The organism is Frigidibacter sp. MR17.14, assembly GCF_037095735.1.
Lineage (GTDB): Bacteria > Pseudomonadota > Alphaproteobacteria > Rhodobacterales > Rhodobacteraceae > Frigidibacter.
The window spans coordinates 286217-307714 of the sequence record NZ_JBAWKD010000001.1 but is presented as its reverse complement, the minus strand read 5'-3'; the positions used below and the strand labels follow the sequence as shown (position 1 = coordinate 307714).

The 21498-nt window shown below is 70.5% G+C and carries 19 protein-coding genes; 7 read left to right on the top strand and 12 right to left on the bottom strand.

Features of this window, described 5'->3' with window-relative positions:
- Positions 1–124: 124 nt before the first annotated feature.
- Complete coding sequence (gene smpB, locus V8J36_RS01395; protein ID WP_336465464.1) at positions 125–601, bottom strand: SsrA-binding protein SmpB; 477 nt, start codon at positions 599–601, stop codon at positions 125–127.
- Between the two features lie 188 nt (positions 602–789).
- Between smpB and V8J36_RS01390 the strand changes: the two genes are divergently transcribed.
- Positions 790–1182, top strand: a complete 393-nt coding sequence (locus V8J36_RS01390) for a hypothetical protein (protein WP_336465463.1) — start codon at positions 790–792, stop codon at positions 1180–1182.
- Here V8J36_RS01390 and dapA read toward each other — a convergent pair.
- Positions 1175–2050: a 4-hydroxy-tetrahydrodipicolinate synthase gene (gene dapA / locus V8J36_RS01385; RefSeq protein ID WP_336465462.1), complete on the bottom strand. Its 876-nt coding sequence runs from the start codon at positions 2048–2050 to the stop codon at positions 1175–1177. The two genes, V8J36_RS01390 and dapA, sit on opposite strands and share 8 nt — an antisense overlap.
- Positions 2051–2203: 153 nt before the next feature.
- Here dapA and V8J36_RS01380 point away from each other — a divergent pair, with 153 nt between their 5' ends.
- Complete coding sequence (locus V8J36_RS01380) at positions 2204–4156, top strand: lytic transglycosylase domain-containing protein (protein WP_336465461.1); 1953 nt, start codon at positions 2204–2206, stop codon at positions 4154–4156.
- 143 nt (positions 4157–4299) lie between these two features.
- Here the strand turns inward: V8J36_RS01380 and V8J36_RS01375 are convergent, their stop codons facing one another.
- Positions 4300–5175, bottom strand: coding sequence for a DMT family transporter (locus V8J36_RS01375; RefSeq protein WP_336465460.1), 876 nt, complete (start codon positions 5173–5175; stop codon positions 4300–4302).
- Positions 5172–5885, bottom strand: coding sequence for a tRNA (5-methylaminomethyl-2-thiouridine)(34)-methyltransferase MnmD (gene mnmD / locus V8J36_RS01370; RefSeq protein ID WP_336465459.1), 714 nt, complete (start codon positions 5883–5885; stop codon positions 5172–5174). The genes V8J36_RS01375 and mnmD overlap by 4 nt, the downstream gene beginning before the upstream one ends.
- Before the next feature lie 50 nt (positions 5886–5935).
- Between mnmD and V8J36_RS01365 the strand changes: the two genes are divergently transcribed.
- The 3 genes from V8J36_RS01365 (at position 5936) to V8J36_RS01355 (ending at position 10083) form a co-directional block, all read left to right on the top strand.
- Positions 5936–7006 carry an NAD(P)/FAD-dependent oxidoreductase gene (locus V8J36_RS01365; protein WP_336465458.1) on the top strand — a complete coding sequence of 357 codons (1071 nt, stop codon included), beginning with the start codon at positions 5936–5938 and terminating at the stop codon, positions 7004–7006.
- A 753-nt stretch (positions 7007–7759) separates the two neighbouring features.
- Positions 7760–9424, top strand: coding sequence for a thiamine pyrophosphate-binding protein (locus V8J36_RS01360; RefSeq protein ID WP_336465457.1), 1665 nt, complete (start codon positions 7760–7762; stop codon positions 9422–9424).
- A 23-nt stretch (positions 9425–9447) separates the two neighbouring features.
- Positions 9448–10083 carry an MliC family protein gene (locus V8J36_RS01355; protein ID WP_336465456.1) on the top strand — a complete coding sequence of 212 codons (636 nt, stop codon included), beginning with the start codon at positions 9448–9450 and terminating at the stop codon, positions 10081–10083.
- 13 nt (positions 10084–10096) lie between these two features.
- Here V8J36_RS01355 and V8J36_RS01350 read toward each other — a convergent pair whose 3' ends face one another.
- From V8J36_RS01350 to V8J36_RS01335, 4 genes are all read right to left on the bottom strand, one after another.
- On the bottom strand, positions 10097–10510 hold the full coding sequence (locus V8J36_RS01350; protein ID WP_336465455.1) for a RidA family protein: 414 nt from the start codon (positions 10508–10510) through the stop codon (positions 10097–10099).
- 123 nt (positions 10511–10633) lie between these two features.
- Positions 10634–11956, bottom strand: a complete 1323-nt coding sequence (locus V8J36_RS01345; RefSeq protein ID WP_336465454.1) for a TRAP transporter large permease — start codon at positions 11954–11956, stop codon at positions 10634–10636.
- Position 11957: 1 nt separating this feature from the next.
- Positions 11958–12644: a TRAP transporter small permease gene (locus V8J36_RS01340; RefSeq protein WP_336465453.1), complete on the bottom strand. Its 687-nt coding sequence runs from the start codon at positions 12642–12644 to the stop codon at positions 11958–11960.
- A gap of 182 nt (positions 12645–12826) precedes the next feature.
- A complete protein-coding gene (locus tag V8J36_RS01335) occupies positions 12827–13834 on the bottom strand; it encodes a TRAP transporter substrate-binding protein (RefSeq protein ID WP_336465452.1) in 1008 nt (335 codons plus the stop codon).
- 190 nt (positions 13835–14024) lie between these two features.
- Between V8J36_RS01335 and V8J36_RS01330 the strand changes: the two genes are divergently transcribed.
- Together V8J36_RS01330 and V8J36_RS01325 are read left to right on the top strand one after the other, a co-directional pair.
- Positions 14025–16043, top strand: a complete 2019-nt coding sequence (locus tag V8J36_RS01330) for a two-component system sensor histidine kinase NtrB (RefSeq protein WP_336465451.1) — start codon at positions 14025–14027, stop codon at positions 16041–16043.
- On the top strand, positions 16040–16654 hold the full coding sequence (locus tag V8J36_RS01325; RefSeq protein ID WP_336465450.1) for a response regulator transcription factor: 615 nt from the start codon (positions 16040–16042) through the stop codon (positions 16652–16654). The genes V8J36_RS01330 and V8J36_RS01325 overlap by 4 nt, the downstream gene beginning before the upstream one ends.
- Positions 16655–17062: 408 nt before the next feature.
- Here V8J36_RS01325 and V8J36_RS01320 read toward each other — a convergent pair whose 3' ends face one another.
- Genes V8J36_RS01320 through V8J36_RS01305 form a run of 4 tightly spaced genes read right to left on the bottom strand, consistent with a single transcriptional unit; the run spans position 17063 to position 21466 of the window.
- Positions 17063–17824: an SDR family NAD(P)-dependent oxidoreductase gene (locus V8J36_RS01320; RefSeq protein WP_336465449.1), complete on the bottom strand. Its 762-nt coding sequence runs from the start codon at positions 17822–17824 to the stop codon at positions 17063–17065.
- On the bottom strand, positions 17824–18666 hold the full coding sequence (locus tag V8J36_RS01315; protein ID WP_336465448.1) for a DUF296 domain-containing protein: 843 nt from the start codon (positions 18664–18666) through the stop codon (positions 17824–17826). Before V8J36_RS01315 ends, V8J36_RS01320 begins: the two co-directional genes overlap by 1 nt.
- Positions 18663–20300: an acyl-CoA synthetase gene (locus tag V8J36_RS01310; RefSeq protein WP_336465447.1), complete on the bottom strand. Its 1638-nt coding sequence runs from the start codon at positions 20298–20300 to the stop codon at positions 18663–18665. The genes V8J36_RS01315 and V8J36_RS01310 overlap by 4 nt, the downstream gene beginning before the upstream one ends.
- Positions 20297–21466 carry an acetyl-CoA acetyltransferase gene (locus tag V8J36_RS01305; protein ID WP_336465446.1) on the bottom strand — a complete coding sequence of 390 codons (1170 nt, stop codon included), beginning with the start codon at positions 21464–21466 and terminating at the stop codon, positions 20297–20299. The genes V8J36_RS01310 and V8J36_RS01305 overlap by 4 nt, the downstream gene beginning before the upstream one ends.
- Positions 21467–21498 lie beyond the last annotated feature (32 nt).

Here is a 21498-nt window from a genome sequence, read left to right as displayed (position 1 = left end):
CGCAAGGGGACAAGCGCGCGACGTGGCGGCCGAGGGGGCAGGGGGCTGCGGAGGCCGGGGGGAGGGCTCCCCCCGGACCCCCTACATCTTCCGCGTCCCGTGCCGGTGGCCCGGGCAGGCCGGGTCAGGAGAGGTTCTGCTTGAGAAGCCGCGCCTTCTGGCGGTCCCAGTCGCGCTTGGCCGAGGTCTCGCGCTTGTCGGCAAGCTTCTTGCCCTTGGCGACGCCAATCTTCAGCTTCGCGACGCCGCGGTCGTTGAAATACATCACCAGCGGCACCAGTGTCATGCCCTCGCGCCCGACTGCGTTCCAGAGCCGGCTCAGCTCCTTGCGCGAGACCAGCAGCTTGCGCCGGCGCCGTTCCTCGTGGCCGAAGACCCCGGCCTGCTCGTAGGGCGCGATGTAGGAGTTGATCAGCCACAGCTCGCCGCCCTCGACCGAGGCATAGCTTTCCGCGATGTTCGACTGGCCGCGACGCAGGCTTTTCACCTCGGACCCCAGAAGGACGATGCCGACCTCGAGATCGCTCTCGATGGCGTAGTCGAACCGCGCACGGCGGTTCTCGGCGATCATCTTCGAATTCGGGTCGTGATGCTTGGTCATGATCGCGCTGAGATAGGCGGTCGGGGCCCGCCTGTCCAGCTTGCCCGCCGTGACGGCGGCGGACAATTCGCAGGAGGACGGCCTGAAAGCGTGGTGGGCCCGCCGGGAAGTTGCGGTCCCGGGGGCCGCCGGGGTGGCCCTGCCGCCCCTTCGCGCCACGCTCGAGGGATCGACCGAAGGCGGCTGCCATGACCGGGACCGCAGGGGGGAAGGGAAGCGGCACGAGCTTGGTGACCCGCGAGGGGATGACCGCGATGGGCGCGGGGGGGCTGCCGGGACGTCCTGCCCATCCAGCCGCAGATCGGCTGGAGGAACACCCCATCGCCGGCGGGCCGGTCGTGATGATCGGCAGGATGGTCGTCAACGCGCCGTCCATGCCGGTCGTGCGGCTGGTCCTCCCCTCGCCGATCTGCGGCTTTGCGAGGATCGGTGACGTCAGCGTGCCGGGGCGCAGCTGGCCGGGCGCGCGCATCATCCGCGCCCGGCGGACTGGGGCGAAACGGAAACGGGCCGACGGTCATCCCGTCGGCCCATTCAGTCAGAAAACCGATCGTATCGCGCGAAGCGATCGGATCAGTTGATCAGTCCCGCATGGCGCATCGCCGCGTCGATCTTCGCCTTGGTCGAGTCGAGCAGACCGGTCAGCGGCAGCCGCACCTCTTCCGAGCAAAGGCCCAGCTTCGACAGACCATATTTCGCGCCCGCCAGCCCCGGCTCGATGAAGATCGCCTCGTGCAGCGGCATCAGCCGGTCCTGGTAGTCCAGCGCCTTGGCATAGTCACCGGCCAGCGTCGCCTCCTGGAACTCGGCGCAAAGCCGCGGCGCCACGTTCGCGGTGACCGAGATGCAGCCGACCCCGCCATGCGCGTTGAAGCCGAGCGCGGTGGCATCCTCGCCCGAAAGCTGCACGAAGTCGGGCCCGCAGCTGGCGCGCTGCTGGCTCACGCGCTCGATCTTGCCGGTCGCATCCTTCACGCCGACGATGCGCGGCAGCTTCGCCAGCTCGCCCATCGTCTCGGGCGTCATGTCGATCACCGAGCGGCCGGGGATGTTGTAGATGATGATCGGCAGCGACGAGGCGTCGTGCATCGCGGTGAAATGCGCAATCAGGCCGCGCTGGGTCGGCTTGTTGTAATAGGGCGTGACGACCAGCGCCGCGGTGGCGCCGACGGCCTCGGCATGGCGGATCAGGCCGATGCCCTCGTCGGTGGCGTTTGACCCCGCGCCGGCGATCACCGGGATGCGCCCGGCCACGGCCTCGACCACGGCCGCGATCACCGCGCCATGCTCTTCATGGCTCAGCGTCGGGCTCTCGCCGGTGGTGCCGACGGGCACCAGCCCGTGCGAGCCCTCGGCCACATGCCATTCGACCAGCTTCTTCAGCGTGTCATAGTCCACCTTGCCGTCCTTGAACGGCGTGACCAGGGCTGGAATGGACCCTTTGAACATGACACGCTCCTGCGATTGAGGCCGGCGACACCGCCTGACCCGGTTGAATCGGCGCGATCCTTACCGCCGTGGGCCGGTCTTGCCAAGTTTGTGTGTTGAGACCCGGGCAACCATCTCTAGGATCGCCGCCGATCCCGCCCTTCCGGAGTGCCGATGTTCCGCCGACCCTTGCTTGCCCTGACCCTTGCCTGCCTGCCGCTCGCCGCGCCCCTGACCGCCGTGGCGGCAGAGGATCCGGCGGCGCTGGCCTCGGCGCTCGAGGCGGCGAACAAGGGCGACTGGCCGGTGGCGATGGGGCGGGCGCGCACCGCGGGGCCGGTGGCCAGCGACATCCTGGAATGGATGCGCCTGCGCGCCGGCGGGGCCGAGACGGTGCTGCCCGACTACATGACCTTCCTCGGCCGCCATCCCGACTGGCCGGGGATGGAACTGCTGCAGCGCCGGGGCGAGGCCTCGATCCCGGAAAACGACAATCCGGCGACGGTGGTGGCCTATTTCCACGGCAATCCGCCGCAGACCGGCCGCGGCGCGCTGCGGCTGGCCGAGGCGCTGGCCGCCACTGGCAATGCCGCCGCCGCCGACAAGGAGGCGATCCGCGCCTGGCGCGGCCTGTCGCTCAGCGCGCCCGAGCAGGCGGAATTCCTCGACCGCTTCGCCCGCACGCTCGAACCGCATCACGGCGGCCGGATGGCGGCGATGCTGGACGAGGGCGATCTCGACGACGCGCGACGGATGCTGCCGCTGGTGACGCAGGGCACCCGGGCGGTGGCCGAGGCGCGCATCGCCCTGCAGGCGCACGAGGCGGGCGTCGACGCGAAGATCGCCGCGGTGCCCGACTACATGGCGGGCTCGGCCGGGCTCGCCTATGACCGCTTCCGCTGGCGGATCTGGAAGGATCTCTACGACGGCGCCCGCGACCTGCTGCTGGAACGCTCCGATTCGGCGGAAAGCCTGGGCGATCCGCAGAAATGGGCCGAATGGCGCGCGATCCTCGCCCGGCGCGAGATGCGGCTCGGCCATCCCGAGCTGGCCTATCGGATCGCCGCGACCCATCACCTCGACCGCGGATCGGACTACGCCGATCTCGAATGGCTCTCGGGCTACATCGCGCTGCGCCGGCTGAACGACCCCGAACGGGCGCTCGCGCATTTCGGCCGCTTCCAGTCGGCGGTGTCCTCGCCAATCAGCCTCGGGCGCGCCGGCTACTGGCAGGGCCGCGCCTTCGAGGCGATGGGCCGGCCCGAGGCCGCCAGGCAGGCCTATGCCTTCGGCGCGAACTACCAGACTTCGTTCTACGGGCTTCTGTCGGCCGAAAAGCTCAGCCAGGCGCTCGACCCGGTGCTGACCGGCAAGGACCTGCCGCCATCCTGGGACGGGGCGGGCTTCACCCGCAGCCCGATCTTCCAGGCCGCGGAACTGCTTTACGCCGCCGGCGCCGACGACCTGGGCGAGCGCTTCCTGCTGCACCTGGGCGAAAGCCTGACCAATGACGATCTCGCGCGCCTCGCCCGCTATGCGATCGACCGCGACCGCCCGCATCTGGCGCTGATGGTCGCCAAGGCGGGGGCGGCGCGCGGCCTCGTCTGGCCCGCGGCCTATTTCCCGATGAACGGGCTGGAAAAGCTCTCGCTTCCGGTTGAGCCGGAACTGGCGCTGGCGATCGCCCGGCGCGAAAGCGAATTCGACCCGAAGGTGATCAGCCACGCCGGGGCGCGCGGCCTGATGCAGCTGATGCCCGGCACCGCCAAGCTGATGGCCACGAAGACCGGGCAGGCCTACGACCTCGGCCGGCTGACCGCGGACTGGGCCTACAATGCCTCGCTGGGGTCGGCCTATCTGGCGCAGCTGATCGAGGAATTCGGCGATGCCCCGGCGCTCGTGGCCGCCGGCTACAACGCCGGCCCCGGCCGGCCCCGGCAATGGGTGCAGGATTTCGGCGACCCGCGCCAGCCCGGCACCGACGTGGTCGACTGGATCGAGAGCATCCCCTTCGTCGAGACCCAGAACTACGTCATGCGCGTGGCCGAGACGCTGCCCGTCTACCGCGCCCGCCTGCGCGGCGAGACGGGCCCCGTACGCCTGACCGACGAGCTGGTCGGCCGCTGACGCCTTCGGCTTGGCAGAAGTCCTCCGAAGAGCCCGGAACGGGCGGGGGCAGAGCCCCTCTTCCCGCTTTCGCATTGGCCCAAATATCCCGGGGGTGAGCGGGCAAGGCCCGCGAGGGGGCAGCGCCCCCTCCCTGATCCGCCTCAGCCGGTCAGCTTGCGGCGCCGCTCGCGCCAGAGCGTGAACAGCCCCGCGCAGACCACGATCCCCGCGCCCAGCGCCACGTTCGGGCGCAGCGTGTCGCCGAAGATCGCCATCCCGAAGATCGAGGCGAAGACCAGCTGCAGATAGGCGAAGGGCTGGATCGCCGAGGCCTCGGCGGCCTCGTAGGCGGCGATCAGCAGGTAATGCGCGAGGCAGGCAAAAAGGCACAGCAGCCCCATCCAGCCCCAGTCGCCCCAGCTCATCGGCTGCCAGGCCCAGGCCCCGCCCAGCGTCGCCACCACCGCACCCCAGATCCCGGTCCAGAAGAACGAGGTCGCCGCGGAATCGCGCCGCCCGACGTAGCGCGTCAGCAGGCTGTAGAGCGCGAACATCAGCGCCGAGCAGAGCGGCACGATCGCCGCCGGGTTGAAGACCCCGAACCCGGGCTGCAGGATCACCATCACGCCGACGAAGCCGATGCCGATCGCGCCCCAGCGCCGCCAGCCGACCTTCTCGCCCAGCACCGGCCCCGACAGCGCCGCGACCAGCAGCGGATAGCAGGCGAAGACGGCATGCGCCTCGACCAGCCCCAGCGCCACGAAGGCCAGCACCATCACCCAGACCTCGGCCACCAGCAGGACCGAGCGGAAGATCTGCAGCAGCGGCACCTCGGAGCGGGCGGCGGCGCGGATCCCGCCCGGCTTGCGCGCGGCCAGCGCGACCACGAAGGCCGCGAAGAACCAGTAGCGCACCATCGTCACCATCCAGACGTTGTAGGTCCCCGCCAGATGGCGCGAGATCACGTCCTGGACCGAGAAGACGAAGGTGGTGGTCACCATCAGCAGGATGCCGCGGCGCAGGTTCTGCTCTCTCATGCGTCCTCTCCGGGCAGCGGCATCCGCCCCGCCGACATGTGCCGCTTGCCGGCATGGCCGGGCAGGCGCGAGACCGCGAAGCCCGCGGCGGCCAGGCCGCGGCGCACGAAGCCCGCGGCGGTATAGGTGGCGAAGCTGCCGCCGGGGGCGGTGTGGCGGCCGACCTCTGCCATCAGATCCTCGCCCCACATCTCGGGGTTCTTGGCGGGCGAGAAGCCGTCGAGGAACCAGGCCTCGGCGCGACCCTGCCAGCCGGGCAGGACGGCGCGGGCATCGCCTTCGAGGATCTCGACATCGGCGGGACCGACGGCGAAGCGCCGCGCCCCGCGCTGCCAGGCCGCGACCAGCCCGGGCGAGACCTCGGCCACCTCTGGGAAGGCCTCGTGGGCGCGGGCCATCTCGGCGGCCGACATCGGGAAGCCCTCGAAACTGGTGAAGCGGAAGCGCCCGGCGATGCCGGCGGCCTGCCAGAGCAGCACCGCGGCCAGCAGATTCAGCCCGGTGCCGAAGCCCAGTTCCGCGATGTGGAAGCCGTCGCGGAACCGACTTGGCAGGCCGTTGCCGGCCAGGAAGACGTGGCGCGTCTCGTCGAGTCCGCCCTTCAGGCTGAAATAGGGATCGTCGAAGCGCGACGAGACCGGCACGGCGCCGTCGCGCCATGTCAGTGCGGCGGGCGATGCGCCCTCTGCCGTATGGCCCTCGCCCGTCATCCGACCTATGCCTGCTGGGAACGGGGCAGATGTGACCGAGGCGGCAGGGAATGGCAAGACGGCCCGAAATCGATGTGACGGTGCGTGGCGCGGGCGCCTTCGGACTGGCCTGCGCCTTCGCCTGCCAGCGCCGCGGCGCGCGGGTGCAGGTCATCGACCCCTTCGGCCCCGGTGCCGGCGCCTCGGGCGGCACCGTCGGCGCGCTGGCCCCGCATGTGCCGGAAAACTGGAACCCGAAGAAGGCCTTCCAGCTCGACAGCCTGCTGATGGCCGAGGCCTTCTGGGCCGAGGTGGCCGCGACCGGCGGCAGCGATCCCGGCTATGCCCGCACCGGCCGCATCCAGCCGGTGGCCGATCCCGCCGCCGAACCCTTGGCCGAGGCGCGCGGCGCGGGCGCGGCGGCGCTCTGGCAGGGCCGGGCCGCGTGGCAGCTTCGCGATGCCGCCGAAACGGGCCTGCCGCCCGAATGGCTGGGCGCGGCGGGCCGGGTGATCCATGACACGCTTTCGGCCCGCATCGCGCCGCGCCGGGCGGTGGCGGCGCTGGTCGCGGCGATCCGCGCCGGGGGCGGCGGGATCGCGGCCGAGGGCGAGGATCGCGGCACGGTCCTGCATGCCTCGGGCGCCGCGGGGCTGGCCGAGCTTTCGCAGGTGCTGGGTCAGCCGGTGGGGCAGGGGATCAAGGGCCAGTCTGCGGTGCTGCGCCCGGCGCTCGACGTGACGGCGTTGCCGCAGCTTTTCGTGGCGGGGCTGCATATCGTGCCCCATGCCGATGGCAGCGTCGCCATCGGCTCGACGACCGAACGCGCCTTCGACGACCCCGCCGCGACCGATGCCCAGCTCGAGGCTTTGATCGAGAAAGCCCGCGCCGCCTGTCCGGCGCTGCGCGACGCGCCGGTCACCGACCGCTGGGCGGGCCTGCGCCCGCGCGCCCGCTCGCGCGCGCCGATGCTCGGGGCCTGGCCGGGCCGCCCGGGCCACCTGATCGCCAATGGCGGCTTCAAGATCGGCTTCGGCATGGCGCCCAAGGTGGCCGAGGTGATGGCCGACCTGATCCTCGAAGGTCGCGACGCGATCCCCGAGGGCTTCCGGGTCGAGGATTCGCTCACCCGTCAGCCGTGATGCCATCGTCCATGCGGTGATCCCGGCCACGCGCCGTGCCGCCCCGCCTCGGCTGAAGCTCTGGGGTGCCGGTTGAACGCTGTGGGTCGGGACGCAAGCCGGGGCGCCGAAAGGGGCAGGTGCATGCGGCAGGCGCGCGCCGCGCAGGTGCTGCTGCCAAGAGGCGATCCCCAAGCGAGTCGAGGGACGGATCGGCGGTCCGCCAGCCCAGATGCCACCGCCGACGCGGCGATCCCGCCGCGCTGCGCGGTGCGCCGTTCCGTTCCGTGTCCGCTGTGACCCTAAAGGCGAGTGTCCTGTTGCAAGTTCCAGGCCCGGTCACGCGGCGATACGCTGTCTGGACCGGGCGCATTCAGACAGGTCCGTGCCGTGCCTTAGTGGCCTCGATGACGGGATTGCCAAGCGGGTCGAGGGAAGGAGCCGCGATCCCGCCGCTCGCTTCGCCCCCCTGCGCCGGGCCGGAATGCGGGCCCGGAGTCCCGCGACGCGCAGTCCGTCCGTTTGAAACGCCGGGCGCCGACAGGAAGGCGCGCGCGACGACGGGGAAAGACGCAGGGGCGCGAATGGCGCCGCAGTCGCCAACCGCGGACCTGCCGGCCCGGCGCCGGATGATCGGTAGCCGGTCGCTGCGACGACGCTTTGCCCCGATGCCGCCTCCGATCCCGGGCCGACGGCCGTTCCGATGTCGCGTCACCCTTGAACCCCCGCGCCGGGCGGGCCAGTGTCGCGCCCGGAATGAGGGAGTCCCAAGACATGACCAAGCGGCACGGCGGCGCCATCCTCGTCGAGCATCTGAAGGCCGAGGGCGTGAAGCGCGTCTTTTCGGTGCCGGGCGAGAGCTTCCTCGCAGCCCTCGACGGGCTTTACGACTCGGGCATCGACAACGTCGTCTGCCGGCACGAGGGTGGGGCCGCGATGATGGCCGAGGCGCATGGCAAGATGACCGGCCAGCCCGGCATCTGCTTCGTCACCCGCGGGCCGGGGGCCACCAATGCCTCGGCCGGGGTGCATGTCGCCAAGCAGGACTCGACGCCGATGATCCTCTTCGTGGGCCAGATCGACCGCGCCCACCGCGACCGCGAGGCCTTCCAGGAGGTCGACTACCGCGCGATGTTCGGCACCGTCGCCAAATGGGTGGCCGAGATCGAGACCACCGAGCGGATCCCCGAATACCTCAGCCGCGCCTTCCATGTCGCCACCTCGGGCCGCCCCGGTCCGGTGGTGCTCGCCCTGCCCGAGGATATGCTCTCGGCCGAGGCCGAGGCCCCCGCGATCCCGCCCCGCGCCCCCGCGCCGAAGGCGCTGAGCCACGCGCAGCGCCACGCGCTGACCAAGGCGCTCGCCCGCGCGCACCGGCCGCTGGTGGTGCTCGGCGGCAGCCAGTGGTCGGAGGAGGCCGCGACCGACATCGCCCGTTTCGCGGAGAACTGGGGCCTGCCCGTCGCCGTCAGCTTCCGCCGGCAGGGGCACATGGACAACGCCCATCCGAACTATGCGGGCGACCTCGGCGTGGGGATGAACCCGAAGCTCGGCCAGCGGCTGAAGGCTGCCGACGTGGTGCTCTGGCTGGGCGCGCGGATCGGTGACAACCAGACCGGCGGCTACACGCTGGTCGACCCGGCGGCGCCGGGCAAGACCGTGCTGCATGTCTATCCCGATGCCTCGGAACTGGGCCGGGTCGTGCGCCCGGACCTGGGCATCTGCTGCCCGCCCGAAGAGATGGCCGCGGCGCTGGCCGCCGAACCCGCGCCCGAGGGCGTGGTCGCGCGCTGGGCGGACTGGACCGCCGCCGCCCGGGCCGAATACGAGGCCTGGCAGCAACCGAAGCCGACGCCCGGCGCGGTGCGGATGGAAGAGGTCGTGGGGTGGCTGTCCGCCAATCTGCCCGAGGACGCGATCCTGACCAATGGCGCGGGCAATTACGCGGCCTTCCTGCACCGCTACTACCGCTTCCGTCGCTACGGCACCCAGTTGGCGCCGACCTCGGGCAGCATGGGCTACGGCTTCCCGGCGGCGGTCTCGGCCTCGCTCCAGTATCCGGGGCGGGTCGTGGTCTGCATGGCCGGCGACGGCTGCTTCCAGATGACGCTGAACGAGATGTCGACGGCGGTGCAATACGGTGCGACCCCGATCGTGATCGTGGCCAACAACGGCCAGTACGGCACGATCCGCATGCATCAGGAGCGCCATTACCCCGAACGGATCTCGGGCACCCGGCTGGCCAACCCGGACTTCGCCGCGCTGGCCCGCGCCTATGGCGGCCATGGCGAGGTGGTCGCGCGGCAGGAGGATTTCGCCGATGCCTTCGACAGAGCGCTCGGCGCAGGGGTGCTTTCGGTGATAGAGTTGCGCCTGGACCCCGAGGCCCTGACCGCCGGCGCGACCCTGTCCGAGATCCGCGCCGCCGCGAAAAAATAGCCCGTTCGGTGAAGGAGAGCCCGATGCGCCGGATCGTCTGCCTTGCCCTGATGGCGCTGGCCGCCGCCCCGGTGCCCAGGCCTGTCCTCGCGCAGACGGGGCCCAGCTTCGATTGCGCGAAGGCTGAGAGCGCGGCCGAAAAGGCGGTCTGTGCCGATCCGGCGCTGGCCGCGATGGACCGCGAGCTGGCGCGGGTCTACGCGCTGGCCGCGGCGAAGGGCGACGACTCCAGCCTGAAGGCGATGCAGCGCGGCTGGATCAAGGGCCGCGACGACTGCTGGAAGGCCGATGACGGCGTTCCCGCCTGCACCCGCCGCGAATACGCGCTGCGCATCGAGGAGATCCGCCGCGGCTCGGCCGCCGCGCGGGCGAGCGAGGGCGCCTCGCTCGGCCCGTTCCCCTATGTCTGCGACGGGTTCGAGCCGGTCGTGAGCGCCGCCTTCGTCAATGCGGGCGAACCGGTGGTGGTGCTGCGCTGGCTGGATCAGGCGGCGGTGCTGCCGCGGGCCGAAAGCGGCTCGGGCGCGCGCTATCAGGGTCCGACCTGGGCGGGGCCGGCCGAGTTCTGGACCAAGGGCACCGCCGAGGGGGATGAAGCCACGTTCCTGCCCCCCGGCGCACGGGCCGGCGTCGCCTGCAGGCGCGACGCGACGGGCTGAGCGGTCCGGCCCGTCAGTCGCGCAGAGCGGCGGTGGCGCGGATCTCGACCTTCAGCGCGGGGCGGCTGAGCCCCGAGATGCCGATGATCGACCAGGCCGGGTAGGGCGCCCGGATCACCCGCTGCTTGGCTTCGAGGAAGGCGGGCAGGCTCGTCTCGATGTCGACATGGTAGCTGGTGACATCGACGAGATCCCCGAAGCCCAGCCCCGCGATCCGCAACAGCTCGCCGATCCGCGCCAGCGCGCAAAGGGTCTGCTCGCCCACGTTCTCGGGGACCGAGCCGTCGGGGCGCACGCCGACCTGGCCCGAAATGAACAGGAACCCGCGCGCCTTCACCGCCGGCGCGAAGCCGTACCGCTCGAAGGCGGCGCGGTAGCCGTCGAACATCTCGTTCCCCGGCGGGATCTCCAGCACGTCCGGCGGCATGGCCTGCTTCCCTCTCGCGACGCGGGACCGGTGCCTGGGTCCCGCCCTGCAACGCTAACCATCTGGCACTGGGACGGAAAGCACCGCCCCCGGGGGAGCGGTGCGATGCGCGTCAAAAGTCTCTCACATCCCCAGCGCGTGGGGCAGGGCGAGCGAGATCCAGGGCACGTAGGTGACCAGCACCAGGAACACGAGCATGGTCAGCAGCCAGGGCCAGACGGCGACCGTCAGTTCGGTAATGCCCATCTTGGTGATGCCCGAGGCGACATAGAGATTGAGCCCCACCGGCGGATGGCACATCCCCACCTCCATGTTCACCACGATCATGATCCCGAAGTGGACCGGGTCGATGCCCAGCCGCACCGCCACCGGGAACAGGATCGGCGCCATGATCAGCACGATCGACGAGGGCTCCATGAAGTTCCCCGCCGCCAGCAGCAGAATGTTGACCACGATCAGGAAGCCCCACCACGGCAGACCGGTCTCGACCATCCAGTTGCCCAGCGCCTGGGGGATGTTCTCATGCGTCATCAGGAAGCTGAACAGCACCGCGTTGGTGATGATGTAGAGAAGCATCGCCGACATCGAGGCCGAGCTCAGCAGCACCCGCGGCACGTCGCGCAGCTTCATGTCCTTGTAGACGAAGACCGCGATCACGAAGGCATAGACCGCCGACATCGCCGCCGCCTCGGTGGGGGTGAAGATGCCGGTGTAGATCCCGCCGATGACGATGACGATCAGGATCAGGCCCCAGGCCGCCTTGCGGAAGGCCTCCCAGCGTTCGCGCAGGCTGGCCTTGGGCAGGCGCGGATAGCCGAAGCGGCGGGCGCGGTTCCAGGTGGTGAAGGCGAGGAAGCCCGCCAGCATCAGCCCCGGCACCACGCCGGCCATGAACAGTTCGCCCACCGAGGCGGAACTGACCGGCTGGCCGTCCGGCCCCACCGCCTGCATCCCCGAAGTCGCGACCGCATACATCACCATCACGATCGAGGGCGGGATCAGGATGCCCAGCGCGCCCGAGGTGGTGATGACGCCCGCGCCGAACTGCTTGGGGAAGCCCTGCTTCACCATCGCCGGCAGGATGACCGAGCCGATGGCGACGACCGTGGCGGGCGAGGACCCGGACACCGCGGCGAAGAGTGCGCAGGCGATGACCCCGCCAAGGCCGAGGCCGCCGTGCCAGTGGCCGACCATGGCCGTGGCGAAGTTGATCATCCGCCGCGCGACCCCGCCATGGGTCAGGAAGTTGCCGGCCAGGATGAAGAACGGGATCGCCATGATCTCGAACTTCTCGATCCCGGTGAACAGCTTCAGCGCCACCGTGTCGATCGGCACCTGGGTCATGGTGAAGAGGAAGGTCAGAACCGTCAGGCCCAGCGCGATCGAGATCGGCATGCCGGTCAGCATCAGGGCGATCAGCCCCACGAAAATCAGGAGGGCATCCATCTCAGCGATCCTTCGGCAGGCGGTCGGAACCGGTGGCGATACCGGTGTCGTCGGGGGTCACGGGCGCGGCCTCGACCGCCTCGATGTCCGCGTCATCCTCGATGCCGTCGACATGGCCGTGGTCGTGGTGCGGCAGCTCGCCGGTGCGGGCGAAGGCGAAGGCCACCTGCAGGAAGCGGAAGCACATCAGCGCCGAGCCGGTCGGCACCGCCAGGTAGACGATCCACATCTGGATCTCGAGATCGGGCGAGATCGACGAGGCGTAATACATGTGATGGACGAAATTCGCGCCCAGCACCGCGATCACCCCGGTGAAGAAGGCGCCGCAGGCCAGCCCGAACAGGATCATGATCTTGCGCCGCTCGGGCGGCAGGCGGTTGATGAGCACGTCGATGCCCACATGGATGCCGGTGCGCACGCCATAGGCCGCACCGAACTTCGCCATCCACACGAACATGTAGATGCACAGCTCCTGCGCCCAGACGAGGTTGATAGACTTCACGCTCATGAAGGTCGAGCGCAGCGCGGGCGCCGCCCAGGCGATGTCATGGGCGCGCGCGTAGGAATACATGTCGACGATGATGCCGAGCGAGTAGCGGTGAACGACCGAGACGAAGATCAGCAGGGTCGCGCCTGCGATCAGCGTGCCGATCATCACCTCTTCGAGGCGGTCGAGGAGGCGGAGCATGCTGGATATCCGGGACGGTGGGTGAGGGGGGGCACGGCCCCTGCGGCGCCAAGGCGGGCGCAGGCGGCGGGCGAGGATCGTTCGAGGGGGGGTGGAGCCGCGGCCGGCCGGGACCGGCCGCGGGCGTGATCAGGCATCGCCCGCAGGGCGCGCGCGGGGCACGCGCCCTGCGCCGGGCCGGGTCACATGCTGGTGCCGGCGGCGGCCTGGATTTCCTTGATGGTGTCGGCGCCGATCCGGTCCGACATCTCGGTCGCGACGGGGGCCAGCGCCTCTTTCCAGGCGGCTTTCTCTTCGTCGGTGAGCTGGTGGAACTCGGTGGTGCCGGCGGCCTTCATCGCGGCCATCGCCTTGTCGTTCTCTTCCTTGGCGATCGAGTTGCCATAGTCGGTGGCCTCGGTCATCGCCTTGTCCAGCTCGCCGCGCACATCCTCGGGCAGGCCGTCCCAGAACGCCTTGTTCACGATCACCGCATAGCCGAGATAGCCGTGGTTGGTCTCGGCGGCGTATTTCTGAACCTCGTTCATCTTCTGGGTATACATGTTCGAGGGCGGGTTCTCGGTCCCGTCGACAACGCCGGTCTGCAGCGCCTGGTAGACTTCCGAGAAGGCCATGACCTGCGGCACCGCGCCCAGCGCGTTCATCTCGGCTTCCAGCACCTTCGAGGACTGGATGCGCATCTTCAGGCCCAGCAGGTCGTCCGGCACCTTGATCGACGAGTTCGCCGACATGACCTTGAAGCCGTTGTCCCAGAAGGCGAGGCCCGAGATGCCCTTCTCTTCCAGCTTGGCCAGAAGCTTCTTGCCCATCTCGCCCTGCGTGACCTTGTGCAGGCTGTCATAGCCGTCGAACAGGTAGGGGATGTCGAAGGCCTCGAATTCCTTCACGCCCAGCGGGCCGAACTTCGCCAGCGAGGGCGCCAGCATCTGCACCGCGCCCAGCTGCAGCGCCTCGAGCTCTTCCTTGTCCTTGTAGAGCTGGCTGTTCGGATAGACTTCGACGGTCACGCCGCCGTCGGTGTACTTCTCGGCCAGTTCCTTGAACTTCTCGGCGGCCTTGCCCTTGGGGGTGTCCGGCGCGACGACGTGGCTGAACTTGATGACGATCGGCTCGGCGAAGGCCGGCACCGCGGCCGACAGCGCCAGAACGCACACGCCGGCGAGACGCGCGAAGCTGCGACGATTGAGCATGGTATCCTCCGTTCGGCCGCTCCTCCTCCGGGGCGGCTCATGGGGGCAGCAATGGCATCGGGCGGCGCCGGGCGCTATTGTGGATTTCCGCAATAGCTTAACGCCGCCCGTCCGCGCCCCATGCTGCCGGACGGATCACCGCCCAGACTGCAGCACAGGCCGCCGCACAGACCAAGGACGCCCCGCCCCGATGGACCCGCGCTTCGATCCCGGCCATGACCCGCTGCCCTGGGACGGCGGCCGGCGCCGTTTCGACGGCGAGCTTCTGTCGCTGATCCCGCTGGTCGCCATCGCCGCGCTGGTGGCGCTGATCGCGGCGCTGCTGTGGGCGGTGCGCGGCGACGAGGCCGAGACGATGCGCACCCAGATGGCCTCTGACGCGCTCTGGCTGGAACAGACGCTGCGCTTCCAGCTGACGCAGGACGAGGATTTCCTGGCAAGGCTCTCGCTCGACGCGGCGGCGGGCACCGACGCCGACGTGCTGGAAAACCGCGCGCGCCTGCACATCGCCAACGACCCCGAGGTGCTGGTGATCCGCTGGCTCGACCGCAACGGCGCGGTGCGGCGGCAGCTTCCGGTCTCGGGCGGGGGTTTCGTCGGCTCGCCGGGGGCGGTCGGGGCCGCGGCCGATCCCGAGATCCTCGACCTGATGCGCCGCACCCGCGGGCGCGGCGTGCGGCCGAGTTACGGCGGGCCGCGGATGCCCGGCGCCACCGTCTCGATGCTGGTGCCCGAGGGGCAGGGCGGCGGCGCGATCGAGATGGTGATCTCGCTGCAGACGCTTCTGGACCGCCATATCCCGTGGTGGATCGCGGAACGCTACGCGGTGCAGCTGGTCGATATCGGCGACCGCAGCATCGCCGCCCGCGCGCGGATGACGCCCGAAGAGGGGACGGCGCAGAACACGATCAGCTTCGACCCGCCGGTGCGCGGCGCGCTGCTGCGCATCACGCCCTATCACACCGGGGCGCCGATGTCGGACCGGCTGCTGATCGCGGGGATCGCCGGGCTGTCGCTTCTGTCGATCGTGGCGCTGATCGTGCTGTTCCGCGCCGCCGCGCAGCGCCGCCGGGTCGAGCATCGCCTGCGCGCCGAGATGGCCTTCCGCCGCTCGATGGAGGAAAGCCTGACCGTGGGCCTGCGCGCCAAGGATCACGAGGGGCGGATGCTGTACGCCAACGGCGCCTTCTGCCGGATGACCGGCTTCGCCCCGGACGAGCTGGTGGGGCTGCCGCAGCCGATGCCCTACTGGTCGCCCGACCGGCTGGACGAGACGCTGGCCCGCCAGCGCGCGCTGGCCGAGAACGGGCCGCGCGCGCAAAGCTTCGAGACGCGGTTCCGCCACCGCGACGGCCACGAGATCGACGTGCAGGTCTACGAGGCGCCGCTGATCGACGGGGCGGGGGTGCATCGCGGCTGGATGGGCTCGGTCATCGACATCTCGGCGGCGAAACAGGCCGAGCGGCTGGCGCGGGGGCAGGAGGAATCGCTGACCCGCACCGCGCGGCTGGTGACGCTGGGCGAGATGGCCTCGACGCTGGCGCACGAGCTGAACCAGCCGCTGGCCGCCATCGCCTCTTACGCCGCCGGCGCGCGCAACATGATCGAGGCCGGGCGCACCGATCCGGCGCTGCTGGGCCCGGCGATGGAGAAGCTGTCGCATCAGGCGGGCCGCGCCGGGCAGATCATCCGCGGCATTCAGGGCATCGTGCGCAAGCGCGCCCCGAACTTCGAACGGGTGTCGCTGGCGCCGGTGATCGCCGAGACGACGGGGTTCCTTGCCGCCACGCTGCGCGAGCGCGGGCTGGCGATCGAGACGGAACTGGGCCCGGTCCCCGAGGTCGCGGCCGACCGCATCCTGCTGGAACAGGTGCTGATCAACCTGATCCGCAACGGGATGGAGGCGATGGGGCCGGGGGGCCAGTCGAAGGGCGGTCGCGCGATCCGGGTGGTGCTGGGCGCGGCCGAGGGAGGGGTAGAGATCCGGGTCGAGGATCAGGGCAGCGGCGTCGATCCCGAGGTCGCCGACCGGATCTTCGACGCCTTCGTCTCGACCAAGGTGGAGGGCATGGGCATGGGGCTGAACGTCTGCCGCTCGATCATGGAGCTGCACCACGGCCGCATCGGCCACGCGCCGCGCGCGGGCGGGGGGACGGTGTTCCGGCTCTGGCTGCCGGCGGCGGAACCGCAGGTGCAGGTGGCCGAATGACGCCCCGGGTCCATATCGTCGACGACGAAGAGCCGATCCGCGACGCGCTGTCCTGGCTTTTCGCCTCGCGCGGGATCGAGGCGGTGTGCTGGCCCACGGGTGAGGCGCTGCTGGCGGCGCTGGGCCCCGATGGCGCGCCGGAAGGTGCAAGCTGCATCATCCTCGACGTGCGGATGGGCGGGCTGACCGGTCCCGAGACCTTCGAGCGGCTGCGCGCTGCCGGCTGCCGGGTGCCGGTGATCTTCCTGACCGGCCATGCCGATGTGCCGATCGCGGTGGCGGCGCTGAAGGCCGGGGCCTTCGACTTCGTGGAAAAGCCGTTCAGCGACAACCAGATCGTCGATCAGGCGCTGGCCGCGTCAGACCTTCACGCGCGCCTTGTCAGCGAGGCGGCGCGCGAGCGCGCGGTCGAGGAGCGGCTGGGCTCGCTGTCGTCGCGCGAGCGCGAGGTGATGGAGCTGATGCTGACCGGCAGCCTGAACAAGCAGATCGCCGACACGCTCGACATCGCGATGCGCACGGTCGAGGTGCATCGCGGTCGGGTGCTGGCGAAGATGGGCGTGCGCAACGCGATGGAACTGGCCGCGCTGATCGGCGCCCGCCCACGCTGACGCCCGATCCCATCGGTCTGGGGGATACGCACGGCCGGACATCCCGGACAGCGCTGCGGGGCCTGCCCTGCGGGCCATGCTGGAGTGGCGATGGGCCGTCTGGCCCCCTCGAGGCCGGCCCGGACAACCCGGTGATGCGGATCGTCATCGACATGGTGGAGGGTCCGTCTGGCCGGAACGGCAGGGCACCGGGAGGATTGCCCGCGTTGATCGCTTCGGCCCCGAGCGTCAGAGCCCGCCCGGATCGAAGAAACCCCCGCGCAGAGGGGCCACCAGCGCGTTTGCGTCGCCGCAGGGGAAGGCTCCGGCGGCGCGTGCCCGCCGGGTCATCGAGGGGTCGCAAATCCACCGCGCGGCGCGCCGAAGCCCTCCCGATGATCGCGGATCGATCGGGAGGGGCGGAGGCCTTCAGACTGCCTCGCGCTCCATCAGGCCGGCGATCGAGAAGCCGCCATCGACGCAGAGCGTCTGGCCGGTGATGTAGCCCGAGCGGCGGCCGTCGAGCAGGAAGATCGCGGCCTGCGCGACTTCCTCGGACGTGCCGTAGCGGCGCTGGGGCACCATGTCGTGCCAGATCTGCCGCACCGTCGCGTCATGCACCGCGCGCGCCAGCGGCGTGTCGATCGGCCCCGGCGCGATCGCGTTCACCCGCAGCCCGGTCGGGCCCAGCTCGACCGCCTGCACCTTGGTCATGGTCAGCACCCCGCCCTTCGAGGCGCCGTAGGCCGAGCGCCCCTTGTTGCCGCGGATGCCCGAGACCGAGGCGATGTTGATGATCGAGCCGCGGCGGCGCGGCTCCATCACCCGCGCGGCCTCGCGCGCGACCAGGAAGCTGCCGATCAGGTTCACTTCCAGGATCTTGCGGAAGAGCCCGGCATCGGTGTCGCGCATCGGCACGTCGGCCCCGATCCCGGCCGAGTTCACCGCGCCGGTCAGCGGCCCCAGATCGGCCTCGACCTTGGCCACCACGGCCCGCACCGCCTCTTCGTCGGTCACGTCCAGCGCCAGCGTCAGCAGCCGGTCGTTGGCCCCCGCGCCCTCGCGCAGCCGCTCGAGCCCGGCGGTGTCGCGGTCGACGGCGGCGACGCGCCAGCCCTCGGCCAGGCAGGCGCGGGCGATCGCCTCGCCGATGCCCGAGCCCGCGCCGGTGATCAGGATGCAGTCGTCCATCAGTCCAGCCTCTCGATCAAAAGTTCGAAGGTGACGCCCACGGGGTTGGCGCCGGGGATCAGGGTGCCGCGCATCACGCCGCCATCGGTGTCGACGGCGGCGATGCCGATGCGGGCCTCGCCGCCCTCGATGGTGGCCCAGGTCAGGCGGATCTCGGTCGCGATGCAGTCCATCACGCTGCCGTCGGTGAAGCGGATCACGCAGACCGAGCCCACGCCATGCACCCGGGCGCGGGTGATGCCGTGTTCGCGCGCCAGCCGTTCGACCGCCAGCGTCACGTCCTCGTCGGGGCAGAGCCGCGCCAGCAGGTGCCGCCCGCCGTCGCCGCCCTTCGGCGTGAACAGGGTGAAGGCGGTTTCGGCATCCGGCAGCGCCTCGAGCCAGGCCGCGGGCGCGCCAAGGCCCGAGACCGCGTGATCGCGCGCCACGATGCTGTCGAAGGGCAGCAGGTGGCCCATGTGGGTCTTGCCCGAGGTCTCTTCCCAGATCCCGTGGCAATGCAGGAAGGGCGCGCCCTCCTTCATGCCCAGCATCGCGGTGCCCTCGCGGATGATCACCGGACCCTCGGGGGCGTGGGTGGCGCTGTACCAGGCGGCGTGCAGCCCGTCGTCGCTGTGCGCCGGCAGCACGAAGCGGAACGGGTCGCAGACGAGCCCCGCGAGGTCGAGCATGCCGCCCTTGCAGCCGGCCTCGTCCAGGATGCGGCCGATGCCCTCCATCACCACCTCGCCGGCGCGCAGCGTGCCCGACAGCGGCTTCAGCGTGGTCGCCACCGCCGGGCGGCGATCCGGCGCGCGGGGGCCGGGGTGGGGCAGGGCGGTCAGCACAAGATCGTCGCTCATGCCGAGGCCCTCGCCGGTGCGGTCGCGGGCGCGCCCTCTGCGGCGAGCCGGTCAAGCTCTTCGCGGATCAGCTTCTTGGTGATCTTGCCATAGGCCGATTTCGGCAGCGCCTCCCAGAACAGGATCTGCTTGGGCATCTTGTAGCGGCTGATCTTCGGCGCGAGCCACGCCGCCAGCGCCGCCTCTTCGACCGCGGTGCCGGGGTCGCAGACGCAGACCGCGATCCCGACCTCGCCCCAGAGCGGATCGGGCACGCCCACCACCGCCACCTCGTTCACACCGGGATAGGCGAGGATCTTTTCCTCGATCTCGCGCGGATAGACGTTCGAGCCGCCCGAGATGTACATGTCCGACGCCCGGCCGGTGATGTAGAGGAAGCCCTGTTCGTCGACATGGCCAAGGTCGCCGGTGCGGAACCAGCCGTCGCGGAAGCTTTTCGCATTGGCCTCGGGGTTGTCGTAATAGCCCGCGAAGACCGCGGGGCCGATGCAGCAGATCTCGCCGGTCTCGAAAGGCTGCACCTCGCGACCCTGGTCGTCCTGGATCTGCAGCTGGATCCCGGTGCGCGGGAAGCCGCAGGTGCCGATCTTCACCTGGGGCCCGTCCTCGGCCTCGTGCAGCGCGCAGGGCAGCACGGTGATGTTGCCGGTGACCTCGCCCAGCCCGAAATACTGCACCAGCACGGGCCCGAGCTTCTTCAGCGCGCGCTTCTGATCCTCGCGGTACATCGGTGCGCCGGCGTAGATGACGTAGCGCAGGCTGGAGTGGTTGGCGGTCTCGGCCGAGGGATGCTCGATCAGCAGCTTCAGGATCGTCGGCACCGTGAAGATGGTCGAGACCTTCCAGCGTTCGATCAGCTCCCAGGCGACGGGGATGTCGAAGCGCTCGCCCGGCATCAGCACCGTCTTCACGCCGCGCGCGATCTGGGTCAGCTGGTGGACCCCCGCGCCATGGCTGAGCGGCGCCACCACCAGCGAGGCATCGGCGGGCGTCAGCCCCGGCATCAGGTCGGCCAGGTGGTTCGTCACCACGAAGGCCATCTGGCCATGGGTCAGAACGCTGGCCTTCGGCCGCCCGGTGGTGCCCGAGGTAAAGAAGAACCAGCAGGGATCGTCGCGGTCGCACCAGGGCTCGTCGGGCTGGGCGCCGTCATGGGTGGCGATCAGCTCGTTCACGTCGGGGCCGAAACCGGCGCGGCCGATGGCGATCAGGGTCAGGCCCGGCACCTCTTCGGCGCAGGCCGCGGCATGGTCGGGGAAGGTCGCGTTGCAGATCATCAGCCGCGCGCCCGAGGATTTCGCAAGGAAGCGCACCTCGTCCGGGGTCTGGCGGAAGTTGGTCGGCACCCAGACCGCGCCGATGCGGAAGACGGCGTATTGCGCCTCCATCATCTCGGTGCAGTTCTGCGACTGGCACAGGACCCGGTCGCCCTTCTGCACCCCGAAGCGGCTTTGCAGCGCCGCGGCCAGCGCGTCGATGCGGGCGTCGAACTCGCGCCAGCTCCAGGTCCGGTCGCCCCAGACCAGCGCGATCTCGTCGGGCAGGCGCCGCGCGGCCTGCGTCACGAAGCGCGACAGGTTCATCACGCGGGTGGAACTCGGGGCCAGTCCGCCGGCAGGTTGGGCCGTGGTCATTTCATGCGCTCCAGGATCGAGACGTAGTTGGCGACGGCGGCGCCGCCCATGTTGAAGACGCCGGCCAGTTCGGCGTCGCGGACCTGCATCTCGCCGGCATCCCCGGTGAGCTGCATCGCGGCCATGACATGCTGCGACACGCCGGTCGCGCCGATCGGATGGCCGCGCGACTTCAGCCCGCCCGAGGGGTTGACCGGCAGCGCGCCATCGAAGCGGGTCAGTCCCTCGCGCGCGACCTTCCAGCCCTCGCCGGGCTTCGCGAGGCCCATGATCTCGTATTCGATCATCTCGGCCATGGTGAAGCAGTCGTGGGTTTCCACGAAGTCGAGATCGCGGATCCCGACCCCGGCCTGATCGAGCGCACCCGCCCAGGCGCGGCGGCCGCCCTCGAAGGCGGTCGGGTCGCGGCGCGACAGCGCCAGGATGTCGTTAACGTTCTTTCGCGCGCGAAAGCTTATGGCGCGCTTCATCGTCGCCGCGGTCTCGGCATCGGCCAGCACCAGCGCCGCCGCCCCGTCCGACACGAGCGAGCAGTCGGTGCGCCGGAGCGGCCCCGCCACATAGGGGTTCTTGTCCGAGGGCGTGTTGCAGAAGGCCAGGCCCAGGTCCTTCTGCATGTGCGCATAGGGGTTCCGGGTGCCGTTCTCGTGGTTCTTGGCGGCGATCATCGCCAGTTCCTCGGACCGGTCGCCGTAGCGCTGGAAATAGGTCCCGGCGATCATGCCGAAGACGCCGGCGAAGCCGCCCTCGACCTCGCCCTCTTCGGCGCGCCAGCTGCCGGCCAGAAGCACGTCGCCGACGTTTTCGGTGGGGATGCCGGTCATCTTCTCGGCGCCGACGACCAGCGCGATGCGCCCGCGGCCGGCGGCGATGAAGTCCATCGCCGAGTAGAGCGCCGCGGTGCCGGTGGAACAGGCGTTCTCGAGCCGCACCGCCGGGACATGGTCAAGCCCGGGTGTGCCCATCGCCACCAGCGCGCCTTGGAAGTCCTGCTTGGAGAAGCCGTTGTTGAACACGCCGACGAAGATGCCGTCGACATCAGAGGTGCCGATCCCGGCATGCTCGAGCGCGGGGCCGACGACCTCGGCCATCAGGGCGGTGGTGTCGGGGGCGGCGGATTTGCCGAACTTGCTGTGGGCCCAGCCGACGATGCAGGGTTCTGCCATGGGATGTCTCCTTGTCAGCCCCGCGATGCGGG